The organism is Sediminibacterium sp. KACHI17, assembly GCF_040362915.1.
Classification (GTDB): domain Bacteria; phylum Bacteroidota; class Bacteroidia; order Chitinophagales; family Chitinophagaceae; genus Sediminibacterium.
The window spans coordinates 391,877-410,758 of record NZ_AP029612.1; the positions used below are offsets into that span (position 1 = coordinate 391,877).

The window sequence follows — 18,882 nt, forward strand, 5'->3', positions numbered from 1 at the left end:
TACTTTTCCTGCTATAATGGATCTACATTGATGACGATCCTTACCGCTTTATATCTTTGATTGGATTGGATGATAACGATCTGCTGCATGATCTCCCTTTTACACTGTTGTATCTTTTGTACATCTTTCGGTAATTTAATCAACACTTCCCAAAGATATTGGTTTCTGATTCTGTCTACCACCGGTTGAGCAGGTCCACTCATTTCTTTTAAAAAGTTAGCGGCCATCCCCTTCATCAATACATGTGCTGCTTCTTCGGCAAGATGTTTCTCCTTGTGCTTAAAAGTCAATTGTATCAGTCGGGTGTATGGGGGATACCCAAATTGCTTTCGGTTCTCTATTTCATATTGGTATAAAGCCTCATAATGATGTTGTTGCACAAAAGCTAATACAGGATGTCTTGTATTACTCACTTGTATCAACACTTTACCCAACTGATCCTTCCTGCCGGCCCTGCCACTCACTTGTTCCATTAACTGATAAGCTTTTTCATTGACCCTGAAATCGGTAAAACCCAATATGCCATCTGCATCTATGATACCTACCAGATTTACATGATCAAAATCCAGTCCCTTCACAACCATCTGTGTGCCGACTAAAATATCCAGCTTTTGTTGTTCAAATGATTTGATCAGGGCGTCATGGTCATGTTTGCCTTTCACACTATCATAATCCATTCGGGCAATTCTGGCGTCAGGAAAATGCTCATTCAATAATTCCTCGATCTGCTCTGTTCCAAAATTTTTCTGTGTGAAATCATGACTTCCACATGCAGCACAGGTTTGTATGACTGGATAATGTGTGCCACAGTAATGACAGGTAAGTTTATTCTGAAACTTATGATAGGTGAGCGTTACATCACAGTTTTTACATTGTGGGATCCATCCGCAGGTATTACAAATTTGATAGGGGGCATAGCCACGGCGATTTTGAAAAAGAATGACTTGTTTCTGTTGACCAAGCGATTGGCGGATGCCATCCAGAAGTGGCTCAGTAAAGGCGATCTTCCCTTTTTGTTGAAATTTCTTGACATCGATCAATTCTATTTCAGGTAACTGTGCTTCTCCAAAACGTTCCGTTAGTTGTACCAGACCATATTTATGTTGCTGACAATTAAAAAAACTTTCTACTGAAGGGGTGGCACTTCCCAATAGTACTTTGGCATTGAACAGATTGGCATAATATACCGCTGCATCTCTTGCATGATAGCGAGGCGCGGGATCTTGTTGTTTGTAAGAACCATCATGCTCTTCATCAGCAATGATCAGTGACAAGTCTTTAAACGGAAGGAAAAGTGAAGACCTTGCACCAAGAATCACTTTGATCTCTCCATTCTTCACTTTATTCCAGATCTCGACTCTTTCATTGGCATTGAATTTTGAATGATAGATCGCGATATGTCCGCCAAAGTATTCCTGTAATCTTCGAATGATCTGCGCTGTCAAAGCGATCTCAGGCAGCATATATAAAACCTGTTTACCTTCTCTGATCTGTTCTTCAATCAGTTTGGTATAGATCTGTGTTTTCCCGCTGGCAGTTACACCATGCAGTAAACAAACAGGTTTTTGCGCAAATTGAAAGCGTATGTCCGAGAGCGCTTTTTCCTGAGCCGTGGATAATGTAAAATGGATGTTGAGCTCGGGTGTACCATAATATATTCTGTCGCTGCTTCTCTTTTCGGCAAGCAGGACACCCTTTTCCAATAAGCCTTTTAGTTGAGTTGAAGTGGCGTTTGATTTTTTTAAAAGTTCGTTTTGTAAAACTTCACCCTCTGTACGTTGCAAGTGCAGAAAAGCCAATAATAACTCCATTTGCTTAGGAGCTTTCGTCCAGCTATTGAGCAGGTCTGCCAGTTTTTCTTCTTGTTTATAATTGGGATGTAAAGAAATGTAGGTCTGTTTCTTTTCTTTATACTTTTCTTTCAATTCCTCCCACACATAACACACTTCTTTATCGATCAGTTTTTTGATGATCGGATATACATGTGTTACATCCAGTAATTCCTGTACTTCACTCAGTCGAAGTTCTTTTTTCAGTTCCAGCGCTTCTGCAACAATATATTCATTGTCTGATAAGTCGCTAAAATCAATACTTCGTTCTTCATTCCAGATCAATATACTCTCACTGGATAGTTTTAGGTTAGCAGGAATGGCCGCTTGCATGATCTCTCCTTCACTACACATATAATAGTTAGCCATCCATTCCCAAAAGCGCAATTGTTCGGGGTGAACGATGGGTTCATGATCTAGTACATTGATGATATCTCTGGGATCAAAAGCTTCGGGTTTTTGATGGTGCAGTTTCTTGATGATACCTGCATATTTTTTACTTTTCCCCAACATCACTTCCACCCGAATACCCGGCTGAACCTTATCCTGCAGGGTCGGTGGTATCGACCATGTATAATTCAGGGGTAAAGCAAGTGGTATGATGATCTCGGCGTACACTATGACTAATTTGATCAAAAATAAGGCTTATGCAGTTGGGTAATTCCTATATCTGCGCAGACCTGCATCCATAATACCATATACTTTTTCTTTGAGCAAAGGAATGTCTTTCATGGTTAAGCCTTTTACAGGGATCTCATCCAAAAAGACCACCCTGCTTTTACCCGGCGTCAGGGAGAAAATACTGTCATAATGTAGTCGCTCTAACGTATCCACTAATAAAACAGGTTTGATAGGTGTTTCTGTTTCTATTGCGATACGGAAAGCGCCATCAAAAAAATCTTTTAGGGGTGTTGGAGTCACATTGAATGTGCCTTCCGGAAAAATAAAAATGGAAATACCATGTCTCAATGCAGATTTCAAGGCACGAACACTTTTAGATCGGGTTTCAGCATTTTTTCTGTCTACCAATACAACAGCAGCTCTGTATATCCAACCAAATACCGGAATCTTAACCATTTCATACTTCCCCAATATCCTGATGGGCTGGTGTGCGATCAATACCAATGGGGGGATATCCATATAAGAGATATGATTGGCTACAAAAATGTATTGTTTCGTAGGGTCATGTGGAAACTCATAGATCTCTTTGTGCGAAATACCGATCAGAAAGTACCAGATCTTTGCCCAGATCATACACAGTTGATAGATCAGATTGCCTCCTGTAATCTTTCCGAATAACAATGAAAGCATTACAAATGGGAATACGAGCAGCATAATGATGACAAAAAGAATAAATGCATACACGCAGTACAAAAACTGTAGCATTCTGACCAGGGGATTCATCTATCGAACATAAGGAAATAATGGCATAAATAAAAAGGCCGATGGCTAAAGCATCGGCCTTTATTCCAAGAGTATGTCTTTTAAAATTTGTAGACTGCTGCAATCAGAAATGCCAAAGTGCTTTTTGTTTTTGTACTTGATGCTCCTTTAAAGAATACATCACTGGCAGAATTGTCCATTCTGATCTCAGGAATGATGGTCAGATTTTGATTTTTGATATTGGCAGATAATGTGGTTGCATAAATTTTACCGCCAATACCAATCGGAGAGAGGGTTCTGTCATCGAAATAATCCTGTCTCAATGTAAAACCTAGCGATGAAATAGGGTCATAATTCAGATAGAGGGCATGACTTTTCCAATTGGATGATTGTCCGGCGGACTTAAGACATTGCATGCTTCCATCATAAGCAATGCCCCATTTATCTGAAAGAGCACCAGTGATCACCATGTTGTACTGCGTGATGCCATTGCCGCCCTGAAAATTCAAGTATCCTTTTATCTTATCATTTTTCGAAGCGGTGCTCACTTGTGCTAAAATGAATTTGGCAGAAGTGGTAGTAGTAGACTGATCGGTTGGATTGGCAACTCCGATCATCATGGCTGTTTTTCCGCCTAATGCAATGTCCGCTTTTACGCCTGTATGAAAGAATGGTCCATATGAGAAGCCATATGACATGCTATAGTTTCTGTTACCTGTTGCATCCACGAGTTCATATCCAACATGTGTGGCCCATTTACCCATGGTCAATTTAAGATGATCGGTAACTGCATAGCTCAGGTACATTTGTTTAATGGCTGCAAGTGATCCGACATCATTGTAGGAGAACTCTTGTGCTCTTCTTCCAAAACCAATATCTGCAACTGCAGATACTTTTCCAAAAGAGTGATCAACCCTGAAGGAGGCCATTCCTAACTCAAATGAATTTTGAGAGTTGGTAAAGCTGGTAAAGTTGTTGGTTTTTGTTGGAGCGTCGGAAAAACTGTACCGATAATAGGCGTCAACGGATCCTGATAAAACAGTGGTAGCTTTTTTCGACGAATCTGATTGTGCGTTCAATGAAAGGCAGGCGCATGCGGCTGCTGAAAGGGTTAAAATTTTGCGTAACATTGCAATTGGTTTTATAATTAACAAATAGGTACAGCCGGTAAACCTGGTCAGAGGTTTATCATATGGCTGTACCTTATTTTCTTTAGCAAATCGTTTATTCGGAGAGAGGACTGCAATCAATGGGTCAGCATTTTTTGCAGTGGATGAATAAATTAGTCGGCAAGCATACTTTCTTTCAAGTATCCATTTTCTTCCACTAACAGAGTGCCCTGCACATATTTTTCATTGTGCTGTGTAGCATCCAATCCGAGTAATTCTTCTTCAGAGCTAACACGTAAAGGCAGGATGAAATTGATGAATTTGAAGATGCCATAAGAAACGACAAAGCTGTATGCGACCACTATACCCAAGGCTTTTAATTGGGTGAAGAAAAATGTGGGGTTTCCGTAGAATAATCCATCCGCACCTGCACTGTTCACTGTTTTAGTAGCGAAAATGCCGGTGAGCAACATTCCGACGATACCCCCTATACCATGACATGGAAATACATCCAATGTGTCGTCGAGTTTAGATTTCGATTTATAATAGACAGCTATATTAGAAATGATGGCAGATATTACGCCGATGAAGATCGATTGAGGAATGGCAACAAATCCGGCGCCGGGTGTAATAGCTACCAATCCTACAACTGCACCGATACAGAATCCAAGTACAGAAGGTTTTTTGCCTCTTAGTACATCAAAGAACATCCATGATAATCCAGCAGCAGCTGCAGCGGTGTTGGTGGTAGCAAATGCAGAAACAGCCAAAGTATTCGCACCTAATGCAGAGCCGGCATTAAAGCCGAACCATCCGAACCATAATAGTCCCGTACCGATCAATACATAAGGAATATTAGCAGGTGGAATTTCTTTTTGATCTACATGCGCTTGTCTGCGCTTAAGAACCAGTGCTCCGGCCAATGCTGCGCAACCCGCTGAAATATGCACCACGGTTCCGCCGGCAAAATCCAGTGCACCCATTTTGAATAAGAATCCTTCAGGATGCCAGGTCCAATGTGCGATAGGAGCGTAAACCAATAAGCTGAATAAAGCTATAAATACAATATAGGAGGTGAACTTGATACGTTCTGCAACAGCTCCAACTACCAGACCCGGGGTAATGATGGCAAACATCAACTGGAACAATGCAAATAAAGTAATGGGAATACTTGGGGCCAGACTCCAAGGGGCACCTGAATTGATTCCTTTAAAGAATAAGTGTGTGGATGGGTTGCCGATAAAACCTCCAATTGATTCACCAAAACATAGACTGTAAACAACTGTTACCCATAATATGCTTACGACTCCGGTTGCTACCACGCTTTTGATCATAGTGGAGATCACATTTTTACGATGTACCATGCCCCCGTAAAAGAATGCAAGTCCAGGTGTCATTAAAAATACCAAGGCAGTAGCTACTAATATCCAGGTAATATCCGCAGCACTGTAAGCTCCTGCCGTATCTGTGTAATTCGGCAAGGATGGAATAAACAAAGCTGCCAATGCTACAGCTACTAAAGCTGCAAAAGGAGCGATCTTCTGAATGGTCATTTTTTTCATACTAGGGTTTTAAATTTAACATTACGATTATTTTAATTCGATAATCTGATATCCAAAATACTCATAATTATGCTTTGTTTTGAATAAAATATTAACATTTTAATAATTAATATTTGTTATTCATTTTGGAAATAAAGCCTTTTGAAACATAATTTTTATCCTTTTTAGGTATAAAAAAACCTTTCAATAGAGATTGAAAGGTTTTTAAAATAAAATATAGTAAAAATAATTATGTATTTATTAGATAGCTCTGATCTTTGGATTCTAATACTGAGCTACCCATTAGATACTGATCCACTCTTCTGGCACATTCTCTTCCTTCACTGATTGCCCATACAACCAAAGATTGTCCTCGTCTAATATCACCTGCTGCAAACACTTTGGGAATGCTGGTCTGGTAATATTGCTCATTCGCCCTAACATTTCCTCTTTCATCCAGTTCAACCCCCAGTTCATCGATTAGTCCAGTATGTTGTGGATGCACAAAACCCATCGCCAATAAAGCCAGTGTGCAGGGGATCTCTCTTTCTGTGCCCGGTATCTCTTCAAATCCGGCTGGCTTATGATCCGATGATGCTTTCCATTGTAGATCTGCTACTAAAATGGATTTTAATTGACCATTTTCATCACCCTTGAAAGCTTTTGTAACAACGGCCCATTGTCTGTTCGCTCCCTCTTCATGCGAAGAGGTTGTCTTTAATACCATTGGATAGGTTGGCCATGGCATAGTAGCTGTTCTTTTTTCCGGTGGTTTCGGCATTAACTCTAATTGGGTTACTGAGCTTGCACCTTGTCTGTTAGAAGTGCCTACGCAATCACTACCGGTATCTCCACCGCCGATCACGACTACATCCCGATTTGTGGCCAATAAAACTTCCCCATTGAACGCTTCGCCGGATACACGCTGATTTTGTTGCTTCAAAAAATCCATCGCAAAATGCACCCCTTTCAATGCGCGTCCGGGAATATTCAAATCTCTTGGTATGGTGGACCCTCCGGCTAAAACGATAGCCTGGTACTCTCTTAAGAGATCATTGATACTGATATGTACCCCTACATGTGCGTTGCATTTAAAAGTGATACCCTCTTGTTCCAATAATGCAACCCTTCTTTCCACCACCCATTTCTCCAATTTGAAATCTGGAATTCCATACCGTAATAGTCCGCCGGGTTGTGCATCTCTTTCAAAAACGGTAACCTGATGCCCTGCATAATTCAATTGAGCAGCCGCTGCTAATCCTGCAGGGCCGGAACCTACCACGGCTACTTTTTTTCCGGTTCTTAGATTTGGTTTTCTGGGTTGTACAAATCCTTTCTCAAAAGCGGTTTCAATGATGTGCTTTTCTATCTCTTCAATCGCTACCGGATTTTGGTTGATACCTAAAACACATGCGCTCTCGCAAGGGGCCGGACAAATACGTCCTGTGAACTCGGGAAAGTTATTGGTAGCACTGAGTAATTCATAAGCTTCATGCCAGTTTTGTCGATAGACTGCATCATTGAATTCAGGAATGATATTACCCAATGGACAGCCGCTATGACAAAATGGAACGCCGCAATTCATGCAACGTGCCGATTGTTGATTCAATTGATCCGGCGTCATTCTTTCTACAAACTCTTTATAATCACCAATCCTTTCTTGTGGCGATCTCCTGGAAGGGTTTATCCTTTCAAATTCTATAAAGCCTGTTGGTTTGCCCATAAATGATTGTTGTAAGATTAATGTCCTTGTGGTACCGTTAATTTCTTTTGTAATGCTTTTTTATAATCTGCCGGAAACACTTTTATGAAGTTTCTAAGTTGATTCTCAAAATCATTCAGAATAAATCCTGCTACCGTACTATTGGTGTATTGATGATGTTGTGTGATCATCTCTTTGAGATACATACTATCCTCAGTCTCCAACGGATCTAATCCTACCATTTCCATATTGCATTTATCTGTGAAAGATCCATCAACATCATAGATATAAGCGATGCCTCCACTCATGCCTGCTGCAAAATTTCTTCCTGTTGCGCCGAGTATGATGGCTTTACCTCCGGTCATGTATTCACAACCATGATCGCCTACGCCTTCTACCACTACTTCGGCTCCTGAATTTCGTACTGCAAATCGTTCTCCTGCTTTTCCTCTTATGAATGCTTTCCCGGATGTAGCGCCATACAACGCAACATTTCCAATGATGATATTTTCTTCCGGAACAAAAGCTGCAGTTTTTGCAGGGTATATGATCAGTTTTGCACCACTCAATCCTTTTCCAAAATAATCGTTTGCATCTCCTTCAAGTTCTAATGTGATACCCTTGGTATTGAATGCACCAAAGCTTTGTCCTGCTGTTCCTTGAAAACTAAAGTGAATCGTGTCATCCGGTAGTCCTGGTGCCCGATACTTTTTTGTGATCTCATTGGAAAGGATCGTGCCTACAGTTCGATCTGTATTCTTTATATCCAAACTTGCTTTCACTTTCTCTTTTTTCTCGATCGCTGATTCTGCTAATGCCAATAACTTCCAATCAAGTACACTGCTTAATCCATGATCCTGTTCTTCCTGCTGGTATAATCCTGTATACAATGATTCAGGCTCTTTGAATAACACTGCTGATAAGTCCAGTTTATCATATTTCCAATGTGTAATACCGTCTCGCATTTCCAACGCATCCGCTTGTCCCACCATTTCATTCACAGTCCTGTATCCTAAGTCTGCCATGATCTCTCGCAGTTCTTGTGTGATGAACTTGAAAAAATTCACTACGTGATCCGGATCTCCTGCAAAACGTTTTCTTAATGCTGTATCCTGAGTGGCAACACCCACCGGACATGTATTCAAATGACATTTGCGCATCATGATACATCCTTCTACAATCAATGCGGCAGTAGCAACACCCCATTCTTCCGCACCCAATAATGTAGCGATGGCGATATCTTTTCCTGTCTTCATTTGTCCATCTGCCTGAACCACAATTCGACTTCTCAATTTATTTTTCACCAATGTCTGATGTGTTTCCGCCAGTCCTAATTCCCAGGGCAGCCCTGCATGTTTGATAGAGCTAATAGGAGAGGCTCCTGTTCCGCCATCGTGTCCGGAGATCAATACCACATCTGCTTTTGCTTTTGCAACGCCTGCTGCTATCGTTCCTACACCTGCCTTTGAAACCAATTTCACATTGATGCGCGCTTTTCTGTTGGCGTTCTTCAAATCAAAGATCAATTGTGCGAGATCTTCTATCGAATAAATATCATGATGCGGTGGAGGAGAGATCAATCCTACACCTGGCGTTGCATGTCTTGTTTTTCCGATCCACTCGTCTACTTTATGACCGGGTAATTGTCCACCTTCGCCAGGCTTCGCACCCTGAGCCATCTTGATCTGCAATTCATCTGCTTCAGTCAAATACAAACTCGTTACACCAAATCTTGCTGATGCTACTTGTTTGATCGATGAGCGCATAGAATCTCCATTGGGTAAGGGTTGATATCGTATCTCATCTTCTCCTCCTTCTCCTGTATTGCTCTTGCCACCCAATCGGTTCATGGCAATGGCCAATGTAGTATGTGCTTCCCATGAAATAGAGCCAAATGACATGGCGCCGGTTGCAAATCTTCTGTAAATATTTTCTGCCGGTTCTACTTCATCGATAGATATTGATGGACGATTTTTTCTGAACTGAAATAAACTGCGTAACGTGCAGGCTTTCTCTGACTGATCATTGATCAGCTTTGAATATTTTTTGAAAGTATTGTAGTCGTTGCTTTTTGTTGCATGTTGCAACAAGTGTATCGTCTGCGGATTGAACAAATGAAATTCACCTTTTCTCTTCCACTGATAAATGCCACCTACCGGAAGTCGGTCTACAGGGATTTCTTTTTTCCCAAAAGCAAAGAAATGTTTTGCCAATGTTTCTTTTGCGATCTCATCCAGTCCCATACCTTCTATTCTGGATGTTGCACCGGTGAAATAAGTGTCTACCACTTTTTTATTCAAACCAATGATCTCAAAAATTTGTGCTCCTTGATAAGATTGTAAAGTGGAAATACCCATTTTAGAAAACACTTTTAACAATCCCTCATTGACTGCTTTGATATAATTTTTTTTGAGTTGATCTGCATCCAATGTGGTTTGTAGTTTGTCACTCAATTTCATATCCCTAATGGATGACAATGCGAGGTATGGATTGATAGCTGTTGCGCCAAATGCGATCAGACATGCGAAATGATGAACTTCCCATACATCACCGGCTTCTACTATGATGCCTACTTGTCCGCGATATCCTTTGCGTATCAAGTGATGATGTACAGCTGCGGTTGCCAATAGCGAAGGGATTTGCGCATGATCAGAATCGATTGCTCTGTCGGTGAGGATCAGTACTTCGAAACCATCTTCAACAGCATCTGCGGCATAGCGACAAATTCTGTCGAGACCTGCCTTTAAAGATCCTGGCTTACCATCTGCACGAAAATAAGTTTGCAATGTTTTAGCCTGGAAAATACCGGTATCAATGCTTCTTATCTTTTCTAATTCATAGTTGTTTAGTACAGGATGTTTCAATGCCACACTGTGACAAGCCAGTGGATCTTCCACCAACAGATTTCCATTGCTTCCTGCAAATGTGGCCAATGACATTACCATTCTTTCGCGGATCGGATCAATGGGTGGATTGGTAACCTGTGCGAATAATTGTTTGAAATAACTGCTCAGGTGTTGTGGCTGCTCACTCAATACGGCCAGTGGTGTATCAGTGCCCATGGAGCCGATCGGTTCTTTGCCATCAATGGCCATCGGTGCAATGATCGTATCAAGATCTTCCGTAGAATAGCCGAATGCTTTCTGGTATTTAAAAACCTGATCATGTTCCAAATGTGTGAACATGACTCTTGGTTCTGGTAATTCTTCCAGTCTGATCTTGTATTTGTTCAACCATTCACCGTAGGGTTTCTGAGAGCAGATGGTTTGTTTGAGTTCTTCATCACTGATGATGCGTCCTTGTTCCATGTCTACCACAAACATTTTCCCCGGCTGTAGTCTTCCTTTTTCTTTGATCAGTGATGGATCGATAGGAAGTGTTCCGGTTTCAGAAGCCATGATCACACGATCGTCAGTAGTTACGCAATAGCGTGATGGACGTAATCCATTTCTATCCAATGTAGCGCCAATGATCTTGCCATCAGTGAATGAAATAGAAGCTGGACCATCCCATGGTTCCATCATGCAGGCATGGTATTCATAAAACGCTTTTTTTACAGGGTCCATGTGGTCATTGCCATCCCACGCTTCCGGAATCAACATCATCATTACATGTGGTAATGATCTGCCGGTGAGTGTCAATAGTTCGATCATATTATCCAGGCAAGCAGAGTCTGATTGTCCCTGTGTTACGATCGGTAGCAACATGTCCATTTCTTCTCTGGTGAAATAAGGAGAAGTAAATCCTTTTTCACTGGTCCTTAACCAATTCAAGTTACCTTGTAAAGTATTGATCTCTCCGTTGTGTGCAATGTATCGGAAAGGTTGCGCCAATTTCCAGGAAGGAAATGTATTGGTTGCAAATCTGGAGTGTACCAATCCGAATGCTGATACGACTCTTTTATCATTCAGATCCGGGAAGTATCCGCGTACTTGTGTGCTGGTTAGTTGTCCTTTATAAACAATGGTCTTGTGAGAAAGAGAGGCAAGGTAAAATCCGATCTCATCTTTTTTCACTGTATTGTTGATGGTATGTGTAGCATAATTGCGCAGTACAAAAAGTTTTCTTTCAAAATCATCGGGGTTGGAGACGGCGTCAGGACAAGCAATAAATACTTGCTCCATGAAGGGTTCAACGGATAAAGCAGTTTTGCCAATATCGGTTGTATTGACCGGTACTTTTCGATAACAAAGAATCTCAAGTCCTAATTTTTCTGCAGAGCGATTGAATATGTCGCGGCATTCTTCACGCAGTCTTAATTCTTTTGGAAAAAAAATAAATCCAACACCGTACTTACCATAAGCCGGGAGGTGTACGCCTTGACGAATGCATTCATCAAAAAAGAATTCATGAGGGATCTGGATCATGATGCCGGCGCCATCACCCGTATTGCTTTCGCAACCACAAGCGCCGCGATGTTCCATGTTTTCCAGTACGGTCAAAGCATCCGCAATGTGCTGGTGTGATTTACTGCCTTTGATATTTGCTACGAAACCAATGCCGCAGGCATCATGTTCGAAGCTAGGGTCATACAAACCCGTGCTGTTGTTTGAAACAAGCATGTGCAACCGAATTAAAGTTCAGGAAATAGAATGGCAGGCAATCAGAACTAAATTAACCAATAAAATTGGAGAAGAGAAAATAGTTGTTCAATAAATATGAACATTGTTTAAAAAATGTTCAATTAAAGCGCATTTTATTATGATTCTATTTAAAACAAACGTTAGTTTTTTGAATAATCAATTATCGAATTTCTCTTTGTATACAAAGAATGAATCCGCAAAGGAGAGGGTTGGCAAGTCGGTTTCTTTTTTGAACATCCCATACACAGTACTGCCGGTGCCTGTCATCGATGCATATACTGCGCCATGTTCATACAATTGTTTTTTGATCGTACGGATCGTTGGATAAGCTGTCATCACAGCATCTTCAAAATCATTCAATAACTGATCGCGCCATGTTGAAGGATCTTGCATTACGATCTGCTCGCAACTGATATTGGGTACTGTTGGTTGTAATTGCGCAAATGCCCATCCGGTGGGTACATGAATTCCCGGATTCACCAATACGAATTGATAGGAACTAAGATTCAATGATAACGGTTGCATGATCTCTCCTCGTCCTGTGGCAAAGCAGGGTTGATTCAAAATAAAGAATGGACAATCACTTCCCAGTTGCAATGCATATTGGATCAGTTGATCTTGTGTCAATCCCAATTGAAAATGCTGATCCAGTAATCGTAAAGTAAAGGCGCCATCTGCACTGCCGCCGCCTAATCCTGCACCCATGGGGATGGTTTTATGCAAATGCATTTGAATGGCAGGTAAGGAAGGAAAATCTTGTTGTAGTAAAGTGTAGGCTTTGACACAAAGGTTTTGATGGATCTCTCCTTGAACTGGTAGTCCAGTCATATTGAAATCAACAGGAGTATCATTTGTGCCGCGTACGATCTCTAAAGCGTCTCTCAATCCATGTATCGGATAAAATACTGTTTCAATATCATGATACCCATCTTCCCGCTTACGAATCACCCGAAGGCCCAGATTGATTTTAGCGTTAGGGAAAAGGACCATAGGGGAGGTGTGAATTGTGAATTGTCAATGGTGAATAGTGAGTAGTCAGTAGTGTTTTCAGGTTGATTAGTAAAACTACTTGCAGCTTGCCGCTTGTAGCTTGCAGCTATCAGCTCACTTCCGCTTATTCATCTCATCTCTAATTGCAATCGCTCGGATGTAGTCTTCGTGTTCCAATACATCATTGAGTAAGGTTTGCAATTCTTCGAGACTCATATTGCTGAGGTCTTCGCGGCCGCTGCCACTTTCTTCAACACCTACCGCTTCTGCTTTTTGTTTTTTGCCGGATCCGCCATCTTCCATCAAGATACCTGCGTTCTCGAGAATATGTTCATAGGTATAGATCGGACAACCAAAACGAACGGCCAATGCCAATGCATCGCTGGTTCTACTATCTATTTCAACCGTATCATGTTCAGTGAAGCAGACTAGTTTTGAGTAGAAAATACCTTCCTGCAGATCACTGATGATGATCTCCTGTAATTCCACATTGAATGCGTTCATGAAGTTTTTCATGAGATCATGTGTCAGGGGACGGCTGGGTTGCATATTTTCCAATGCCACAGCGATCGCCTGTGCTTCAAAACCACCGATCACGATCGGTAATCTTCTCATTCCATTGGTTTCACCTAATACCACTGCATAAGAATGCGTTTGGGTAATACTGTGTGAAAGCGCCACAATTTCCAATTCTATCTTTTTCATAGACCCCACGAAAATAAACCAAATTAGGATAAGATGGATGGTCTGTTGGCCAAACCATCATTCATGTCATCAGTTCCATTGTCCGGATCTGATCTTTTTATCGAAAAGAAATGTTCCAAATGGGAAAAAAGCCGCTAGAAAAGCCCAAACCAACATTTGAAAAGGCCATTGTTTCTCTTCTTTTACCACATAAGCCAGCCAGCAATAGGCGATGAACAATAAGCCATGAGCCCAACCCGTATATTTTACAGCTTCGGGAATTCCAGCAAAGTATTTCAATGGCATGGCAATCGCGAGTAAGACCAATAATGAAACACCTTCGGCAATGCCAACTTTACGGAACAGTGGTAATGAACTTTTCATACTGCAAAGAAACAGGGAAGGATTGAGTAATTTGCAGAAAATAACATTGAATTATGCCTTTAGTTGAATTAGCTGCTATCACTCCCAAAGAAATAGTTCCGGGTTATGCAGCCCGTTTCATTCATACAGAAAACATGACCTTCTCTTATCTTGATGTGAAAGCGGGAGCTGCATTGAAGGAGCATTCACATCCACATGAGCAGGTAGCACATGTATTGGAAGGTGAGTTTGAATTGACATTAGATGGAGAACCGATCCGGTTTAAACCCGGACAAGTGATCGTTATCCCTTCAAATGTTCGGCACTCCGGATTGGCGATCACTGATTGTAAATTATTGGATGTTTTTTATCCTGTTCGTGAAGATTATCGTGCACTTTAAAATGAAACTATGAATCTGGATCTTACCAATAAGACCGCACTTGTATGTGGTGCTTCCCAAGGACTCGGTGCTGCTGTAGCACATGAACTGGCGATGCTCGGAGCGAATGTATGGTTACTGGCACGCAATGAAGAGAATTTGAAAGCAGTGAAACAGTCTTTAGATATTTCTCTCGGACAACAACATGGTTATTTTGTAGCAGACTCAGGTGATCCTGAACACATCAAACAATTGATCACAGATTTTCTATCCAAAGGAAAAAGCATTGATATCCTCGTGAACAATACGGGTGGTCCTGCAGCAGGTCCTTTACTGAATACATCTTTGGAAGACATGCAAAAAGGAGTGACGGCTCATTTATTGACGGCACATACTTTAGCGCAATTGGTAGTGCCGGGTATGAAAGCAAATAAATTCGGGCGCATCATCAATATCCTTTCTACTGCCGTGAAGCAACCCATCAATGGATTGGGTATTTCGAATACTGTTCGTGCAGGTGTAGCGAATTGGGCAAAGACATTGGCGAATGAGATCGGACAATATGGGATCACTGTCAACAATGTATTACCGGGTTATACCAAAACAGACCGACTCGATTATTTATTCGGAAAACAAGCATCGGATGCAGGTACCACTGTGGATGCGATTGTCGAAAAAACCATCTCCATGATTCCTGCTGGAAGATTGGGAGAGCAGGAAGAATTTGCAGCTGCGGTTGCCTTCTTATGCTCACCTGCAGCGGGGTACATCAATGGAATCAATTTGCCGGTGGATGGTGGGAGAGTGGGGAGTTTGTGATGAATATGATCGGGCGAAAATGATAAGCATAAATAAAAAAGGATCGGCATTCACCGATCCTTTTTCTATGCATGAATTGAAAATTATTTCGCTTTCAATTTCTTGATCTCTTCTGTCAACTTCGGCACTACTTCAAAAGCGTCACCTACAATTCCATAATCCGCTGCTTTGAAGAAAGGAGCTTCCGGATCTTTGTTGATCACTACGATCACTTTACTGCGGTTCACACCGGCAAGGTGTTGAATGGCACCGGAGATACCGATGGCGATGTACAAATTCGGTGCTACCTGAACACCTGTTTGTCCAACGTGCTCATGGTGTGGTCTCCAGTGTGCATCACCTACGGGTCTACTACAAGCAGTAGCAGCACCCAGTTCTTTGGCGAGGTCTAACAGAATACCCCAGTTCTCAGGGCCTTTCAATCCACGTCCACCACTCACAACGATCTCAGCTTCTGTCAATGGCACTTCACCACTTACTTTATTTACGGCTGTTACTTTCACTTTTGGAGCATCAACAGCGATTGATAATTGATTCACTTCCGCAGTTCCTTCACCGGCGATGGTGGTATAACTGTTTGGATTCAAAGAGATCACTTTTACAGAAGAAGAGATGCTCACATTGGCAAATGCTTTTCCGGAGAACACAGTTTTGCGAACAACGAATCCATTGCTGGTATCCGGTAATGCGCAAGCACCTGCAACTAAACCGGCTTTCAGACGAACAGCTACACGAGCCGCTACTGCTTTACCTGTTTGGTTGTGCGAGAATACCACTACGGTTGCACCTGATTGTGTGGCTGCTTCAGCAATTACTTTGGCATACACTTGCGCATCCAGTTGATTTAATGAAGCGTTGTTCACCTGGTGCACTTTTTTCACACCATATTTTCCTAATGAAGCAAGGTCATCGCTTACGCTACCCAATACCAATGCTTCAGCAGTCGTACCCAATTGCTCCGCAACTTTTACACCATAGGTCAATGCTTCGTAAGAAGCTTTCTTGATATGGCCTTCTGATTGATCTACAAATATTAAAACAGACATGGTCTTTTGTTTGATGGTTTGAAAAAAGATAGATTAGATGGCTTTGGCTTCTTCGTGCAACAGTTTCACCAGCTCAGCCACGTTATCCGGACTTACCAGTTTTACGCCGGCTTTTGCAGGAGGCATTTCAAAACTTACGATAGAAGTCAATACATCAGCAGCCACAGGCTCCACCACTTTCAATGGTTTGGTACGTGCGGCCATGATACCTCTCATGTTAGGAATGCGCTGCTCAGCCACACCTTTCTGACAGCTTACCACAGCAGGCAATGCTACTTCAGCAGTTTCTTCTCCACCTTCAATTTCACGGGTAACGGTAGCGGTGCTTCCGGCTAATTCAAATTTGGTAGCCAAAGAAATATAAGGTGCATCGATCATTTCAGCGATCATACCACCGATCGAAGAACCATTGTAATCGATGGTTTCTTTTCCGGTGAAAACCAGATCATATCCCTCTTTTGCAATAGCTGCAATTTGAGCTGCGATATAAGAACTATCACTGTTGTCAGTATTGATACGAATGGCTTCATCACCACCCAATGCCAATGCCTTACGGATGATTGGTTCAGCATCTGCTCCACCCACTGTTACCAGATGAACGATGGTAGCAGGATCTTTTTCCTTCAATTCAATGGCACGCACCAAAGAATACCACTCATCATACGGATTGATGATCCACTGTACACCATTCTCATCGAATTTGGTATTGCCATCCGTAAAGGCAATTTTCGAAGTAGTGTCCGGTGTCTTGCTAACACAAACTAAAATTTTCATAAGTCTATATTGTTTTGCTGAAATTCGTTTAGATAGTTGTTTATGCAACTAATTACAAATATAAGGCAGTTTTGTTTCCGGCAAAGGTTCGGATATTTTTTTTAACAGGAGAAATTTGTTGGGGGGCTATAGCTAATTGCCTATAGTTCATAGCACATCGTTGACAATTAACTTTTCTTACTATATGCTATGAACTATGAGCTATTGGCTGCCTTATCTTCGCCCTATGGACCGCATTGCACGAATATTGGCTTTTTTGGAGCAGAATCCGAAGGATAGCTTTTTGCGCCATGCTTTGGCATTAGAGTATATCAAACTGGAACAGTTGCAAGAAGCTAAAGCACTTTTTTTAGCAGTATTGACAGATGATCCGGGATATGTTGGATCCTATTATCATCTAGCGAAATTGTTGGAAACCCTGGAAGAAAGAGAAGCCGCTATTCAATGGTATGAAAAGGGCATGGAGGCTGCGAAGAATGCCGGCGATAACCATGCACTGAATGAACTCAGAGCAGCCTATGAGGATTTGATTTTTTGATCTTTGATCTTTGATTTCTTGATTTGGAAAATAAAATCAAGAAATCAAAGATCAAAAAATCAAAGATCAACTTCCTCTCGATCCACCCGTTTTGATCGGTTTCTTGGTTACACCTACCGCTTTAGCACCCGGTTTGGCGATGAATTTGGAAGCTTGTGCTGCATTTTTTGGTCCGCTAGCACCGGCTTTGCCGCCTTTTTTGTTATTCACAGGTAATCCCATATTATTTGGTTTTATCCAAATATACTGAAATCGTTCATGAGTTCGATTCTTTGATTTCTTGATCTATGAGTTATTTGTTACCTGCTTGAATCGGTTCTCCTGCTACTTTGTTGAATGCTGCATCATGCACAATGATACGAGAAGGTAAAATAGGGCTGAAAGATATTTGGATCCAACCATTGTATGTTTTACCCTCTTTAATAAGTTGAACCGGCAAATACTTGTTGTATTGGTCTTTCCAGGTTCCTTGCCAGTAAGCATTTGCAAGATCGATCGTAAGTACACGTGTGACCACCACTGCATGTTGCGACGCATCCCATTGGAAAGCACCTTCATTTTCTTTTCTGATCCACACACCCGGCTCTTTACGAGCTGGAGTGCCATCTTGTTGAACCAATAACTTGTGCTGCTGACCACTCACGACCCTGAATTCAAGTAAATCGTCTTGTCCGGCAGCTGTTTCTCTTAATTCTTTTGTTACCAGAAAATCAACGGTACCATCTTTATCCAAATCAATGTTTACAGACTGATCTGTAGTTACCGTTGCATTATTCAGCTGAACATATTCAATGGATACGGGTGTCGGATTTTCTTTCTTACTGCATGCGGCGAAAAACAGACCGATACATGCTACTGCATAAATGTACTTGCTCATAGTTCTTATTTTATTTCTTGAGCAAATCAACTTGCAGATCGTTGCAGCGAAAATGTAATGTTTGTTAAATGGTCAATATGATATTCTGAGCGGTAAGACACATGAAACCCTTGCTGTCAGAAGATTACAGCGCATCACATAAATATGTGATGTAATCTTTGATTGGGTGATCTATGATTTTTTGATTTTTATATATACGTACAACAAAAAATCATAGATCACCCAATCAAAGATAAAAATGCGTATTTTGACAAAACCAAAAAC

General features: G+C 41.5%; 16 protein-coding genes. 3 read left to right on the forward strand and 13 right to left on the reverse strand.

The features are described from left to right. Positions 1-11: 11 nt before the first annotated feature. The 9 genes from priA to ABXG83_RS01655 all read right to left on the reverse strand — a co-directional run bounded on the left by priA (position 12) and on the right by ABXG83_RS01655 (position 14,205). Positions 12-2,447 (reverse strand): primosomal protein N', encoded by a 2,436-nt coding sequence (priA, locus tag ABXG83_RS01615; RefSeq protein WP_353549752.1) that lies wholly within the window; start codon positions 2,445-2,447, stop codon positions 12-14. Positions 2,448-2,474: 27 nt separating this feature from the next. Further along, positions 2,475-3,215 (reverse strand): lysophospholipid acyltransferase family protein, encoded by a 741-nt coding sequence (locus ABXG83_RS01620; protein ID WP_353549753.1) that lies wholly within the window; start codon positions 3,213-3,215, stop codon positions 2,475-2,477. A gap of 98 nt (positions 3,216-3,313) precedes the next feature. After that, positions 3,314-4,342, reverse strand: a complete 1,029-nt coding sequence (locus ABXG83_RS01625; protein ID WP_353549754.1) for an outer membrane beta-barrel protein — start codon at positions 4,340-4,342, stop codon at positions 3,314-3,316. A gap of 152 nt (positions 4,343-4,494) precedes the next feature. Continuing rightward, positions 4,495-5,883 carry an ammonium transporter gene (locus ABXG83_RS01630; RefSeq protein ID WP_353549755.1) on the reverse strand — a complete coding sequence of 463 codons (1,389 nt, stop codon included), beginning with the start codon at positions 5,881-5,883 and terminating at the stop codon, positions 4,495-4,497. Positions 5,884-6,112: 229 nt separating this feature from the next. After that, positions 6,113-7,585: a glutamate synthase subunit beta gene (locus ABXG83_RS01635; RefSeq protein ID WP_353549756.1), complete on the reverse strand. Its 1,473-nt coding sequence runs from the start codon at positions 7,583-7,585 to the stop codon at positions 6,113-6,115. 17 nt (positions 7,586-7,602) lie between these two features. After that, positions 7,603-12,126, reverse strand: coding sequence for a glutamate synthase large subunit (gene gltB / locus ABXG83_RS01640; RefSeq protein WP_353549757.1), 4,524 nt, complete (start codon positions 12,124-12,126; stop codon positions 7,603-7,605). A gap of 177 nt (positions 12,127-12,303) precedes the next feature. Continuing rightward, a complete protein-coding gene (gene ispE / locus ABXG83_RS01645) occupies positions 12,304-13,137 on the reverse strand; it encodes a 4-(cytidine 5'-diphospho)-2-C-methyl-D-erythritol kinase (protein WP_353549758.1) in 834 nt (277 codons plus the stop codon). Positions 13,138-13,251: 114 nt separating this feature from the next. Next, on the reverse strand, positions 13,252-13,842 hold the full coding sequence (locus tag ABXG83_RS01650) for a bifunctional nuclease family protein (protein ID WP_353549759.1): 591 nt from the start codon (positions 13,840-13,842) through the stop codon (positions 13,252-13,254). Between the two features lie 69 nt (positions 13,843-13,911). Then, complete coding sequence (locus tag ABXG83_RS01655; protein ID WP_353549760.1) at positions 13,912-14,205, reverse strand: DUF3817 domain-containing protein; 294 nt, start codon at positions 14,203-14,205, stop codon at positions 13,912-13,914. Positions 14,206-14,258: 53 nt separating this feature from the next. Between ABXG83_RS01655 and ABXG83_RS01660 the strand changes: the two genes are divergently transcribed. Then, positions 14,259-14,585: a cupin domain-containing protein gene (locus ABXG83_RS01660; protein ID WP_353549761.1), complete on the forward strand. Its 327-nt coding sequence runs from the start codon at positions 14,259-14,261 to the stop codon at positions 14,583-14,585. Positions 14,586-14,594: 9 nt separating this feature from the next. Next, on the forward strand, positions 14,595-15,383 hold the full coding sequence (locus tag ABXG83_RS01665) for an SDR family oxidoreductase (protein ID WP_353549762.1): 789 nt from the start codon (positions 14,595-14,597) through the stop codon (positions 15,381-15,383). Positions 15,384-15,466: 83 nt separating this feature from the next. Here the strand turns inward: ABXG83_RS01665 and ABXG83_RS01670 are convergent, their stop codons facing one another. Continuing rightward, on the reverse strand, positions 15,467-16,429 hold the full coding sequence (locus ABXG83_RS01670; protein WP_353549763.1) for an electron transfer flavoprotein subunit alpha/FixB family protein: 963 nt from the start codon (positions 16,427-16,429) through the stop codon (positions 15,467-15,469). A gap of 33 nt (positions 16,430-16,462) precedes the next feature. Further along, a complete protein-coding gene (locus ABXG83_RS01675) occupies positions 16,463-17,203 on the reverse strand; it encodes an electron transfer flavoprotein subunit beta/FixA family protein (protein WP_353549764.1) in 741 nt (246 codons plus the stop codon). Positions 17,204-17,429: 226 nt separating this feature from the next. On the opposite strand from ABXG83_RS01675, the gene ABXG83_RS01680 reads away from it, so the two are divergent. Then, positions 17,430-17,741: a hypothetical protein gene (locus tag ABXG83_RS01680; RefSeq protein WP_353549765.1), complete on the forward strand. Its 312-nt coding sequence runs from the start codon at positions 17,430-17,432 to the stop codon at positions 17,739-17,741. A gap of 66 nt (positions 17,742-17,807) precedes the next feature. Here the strand turns inward: ABXG83_RS01680 and ABXG83_RS01685 are convergent, their stop codons facing one another. Both ABXG83_RS01685 and ABXG83_RS01690 read right to left on the reverse strand, forming a co-directional pair. Then, positions 17,808-17,963 (reverse strand): hypothetical protein, encoded by a 156-nt coding sequence (locus ABXG83_RS01685; protein ID WP_250685288.1) that lies wholly within the window; start codon positions 17,961-17,963, stop codon positions 17,808-17,810. 70 nt (positions 17,964-18,033) lie between these two features. Continuing rightward, on the reverse strand, positions 18,034-18,618 hold the full coding sequence (locus tag ABXG83_RS01690; protein ID WP_353549766.1) for a hypothetical protein: 585 nt from the start codon (positions 18,616-18,618) through the stop codon (positions 18,034-18,036). Positions 18,619-18,882: the final 264 nt, after the last annotated feature.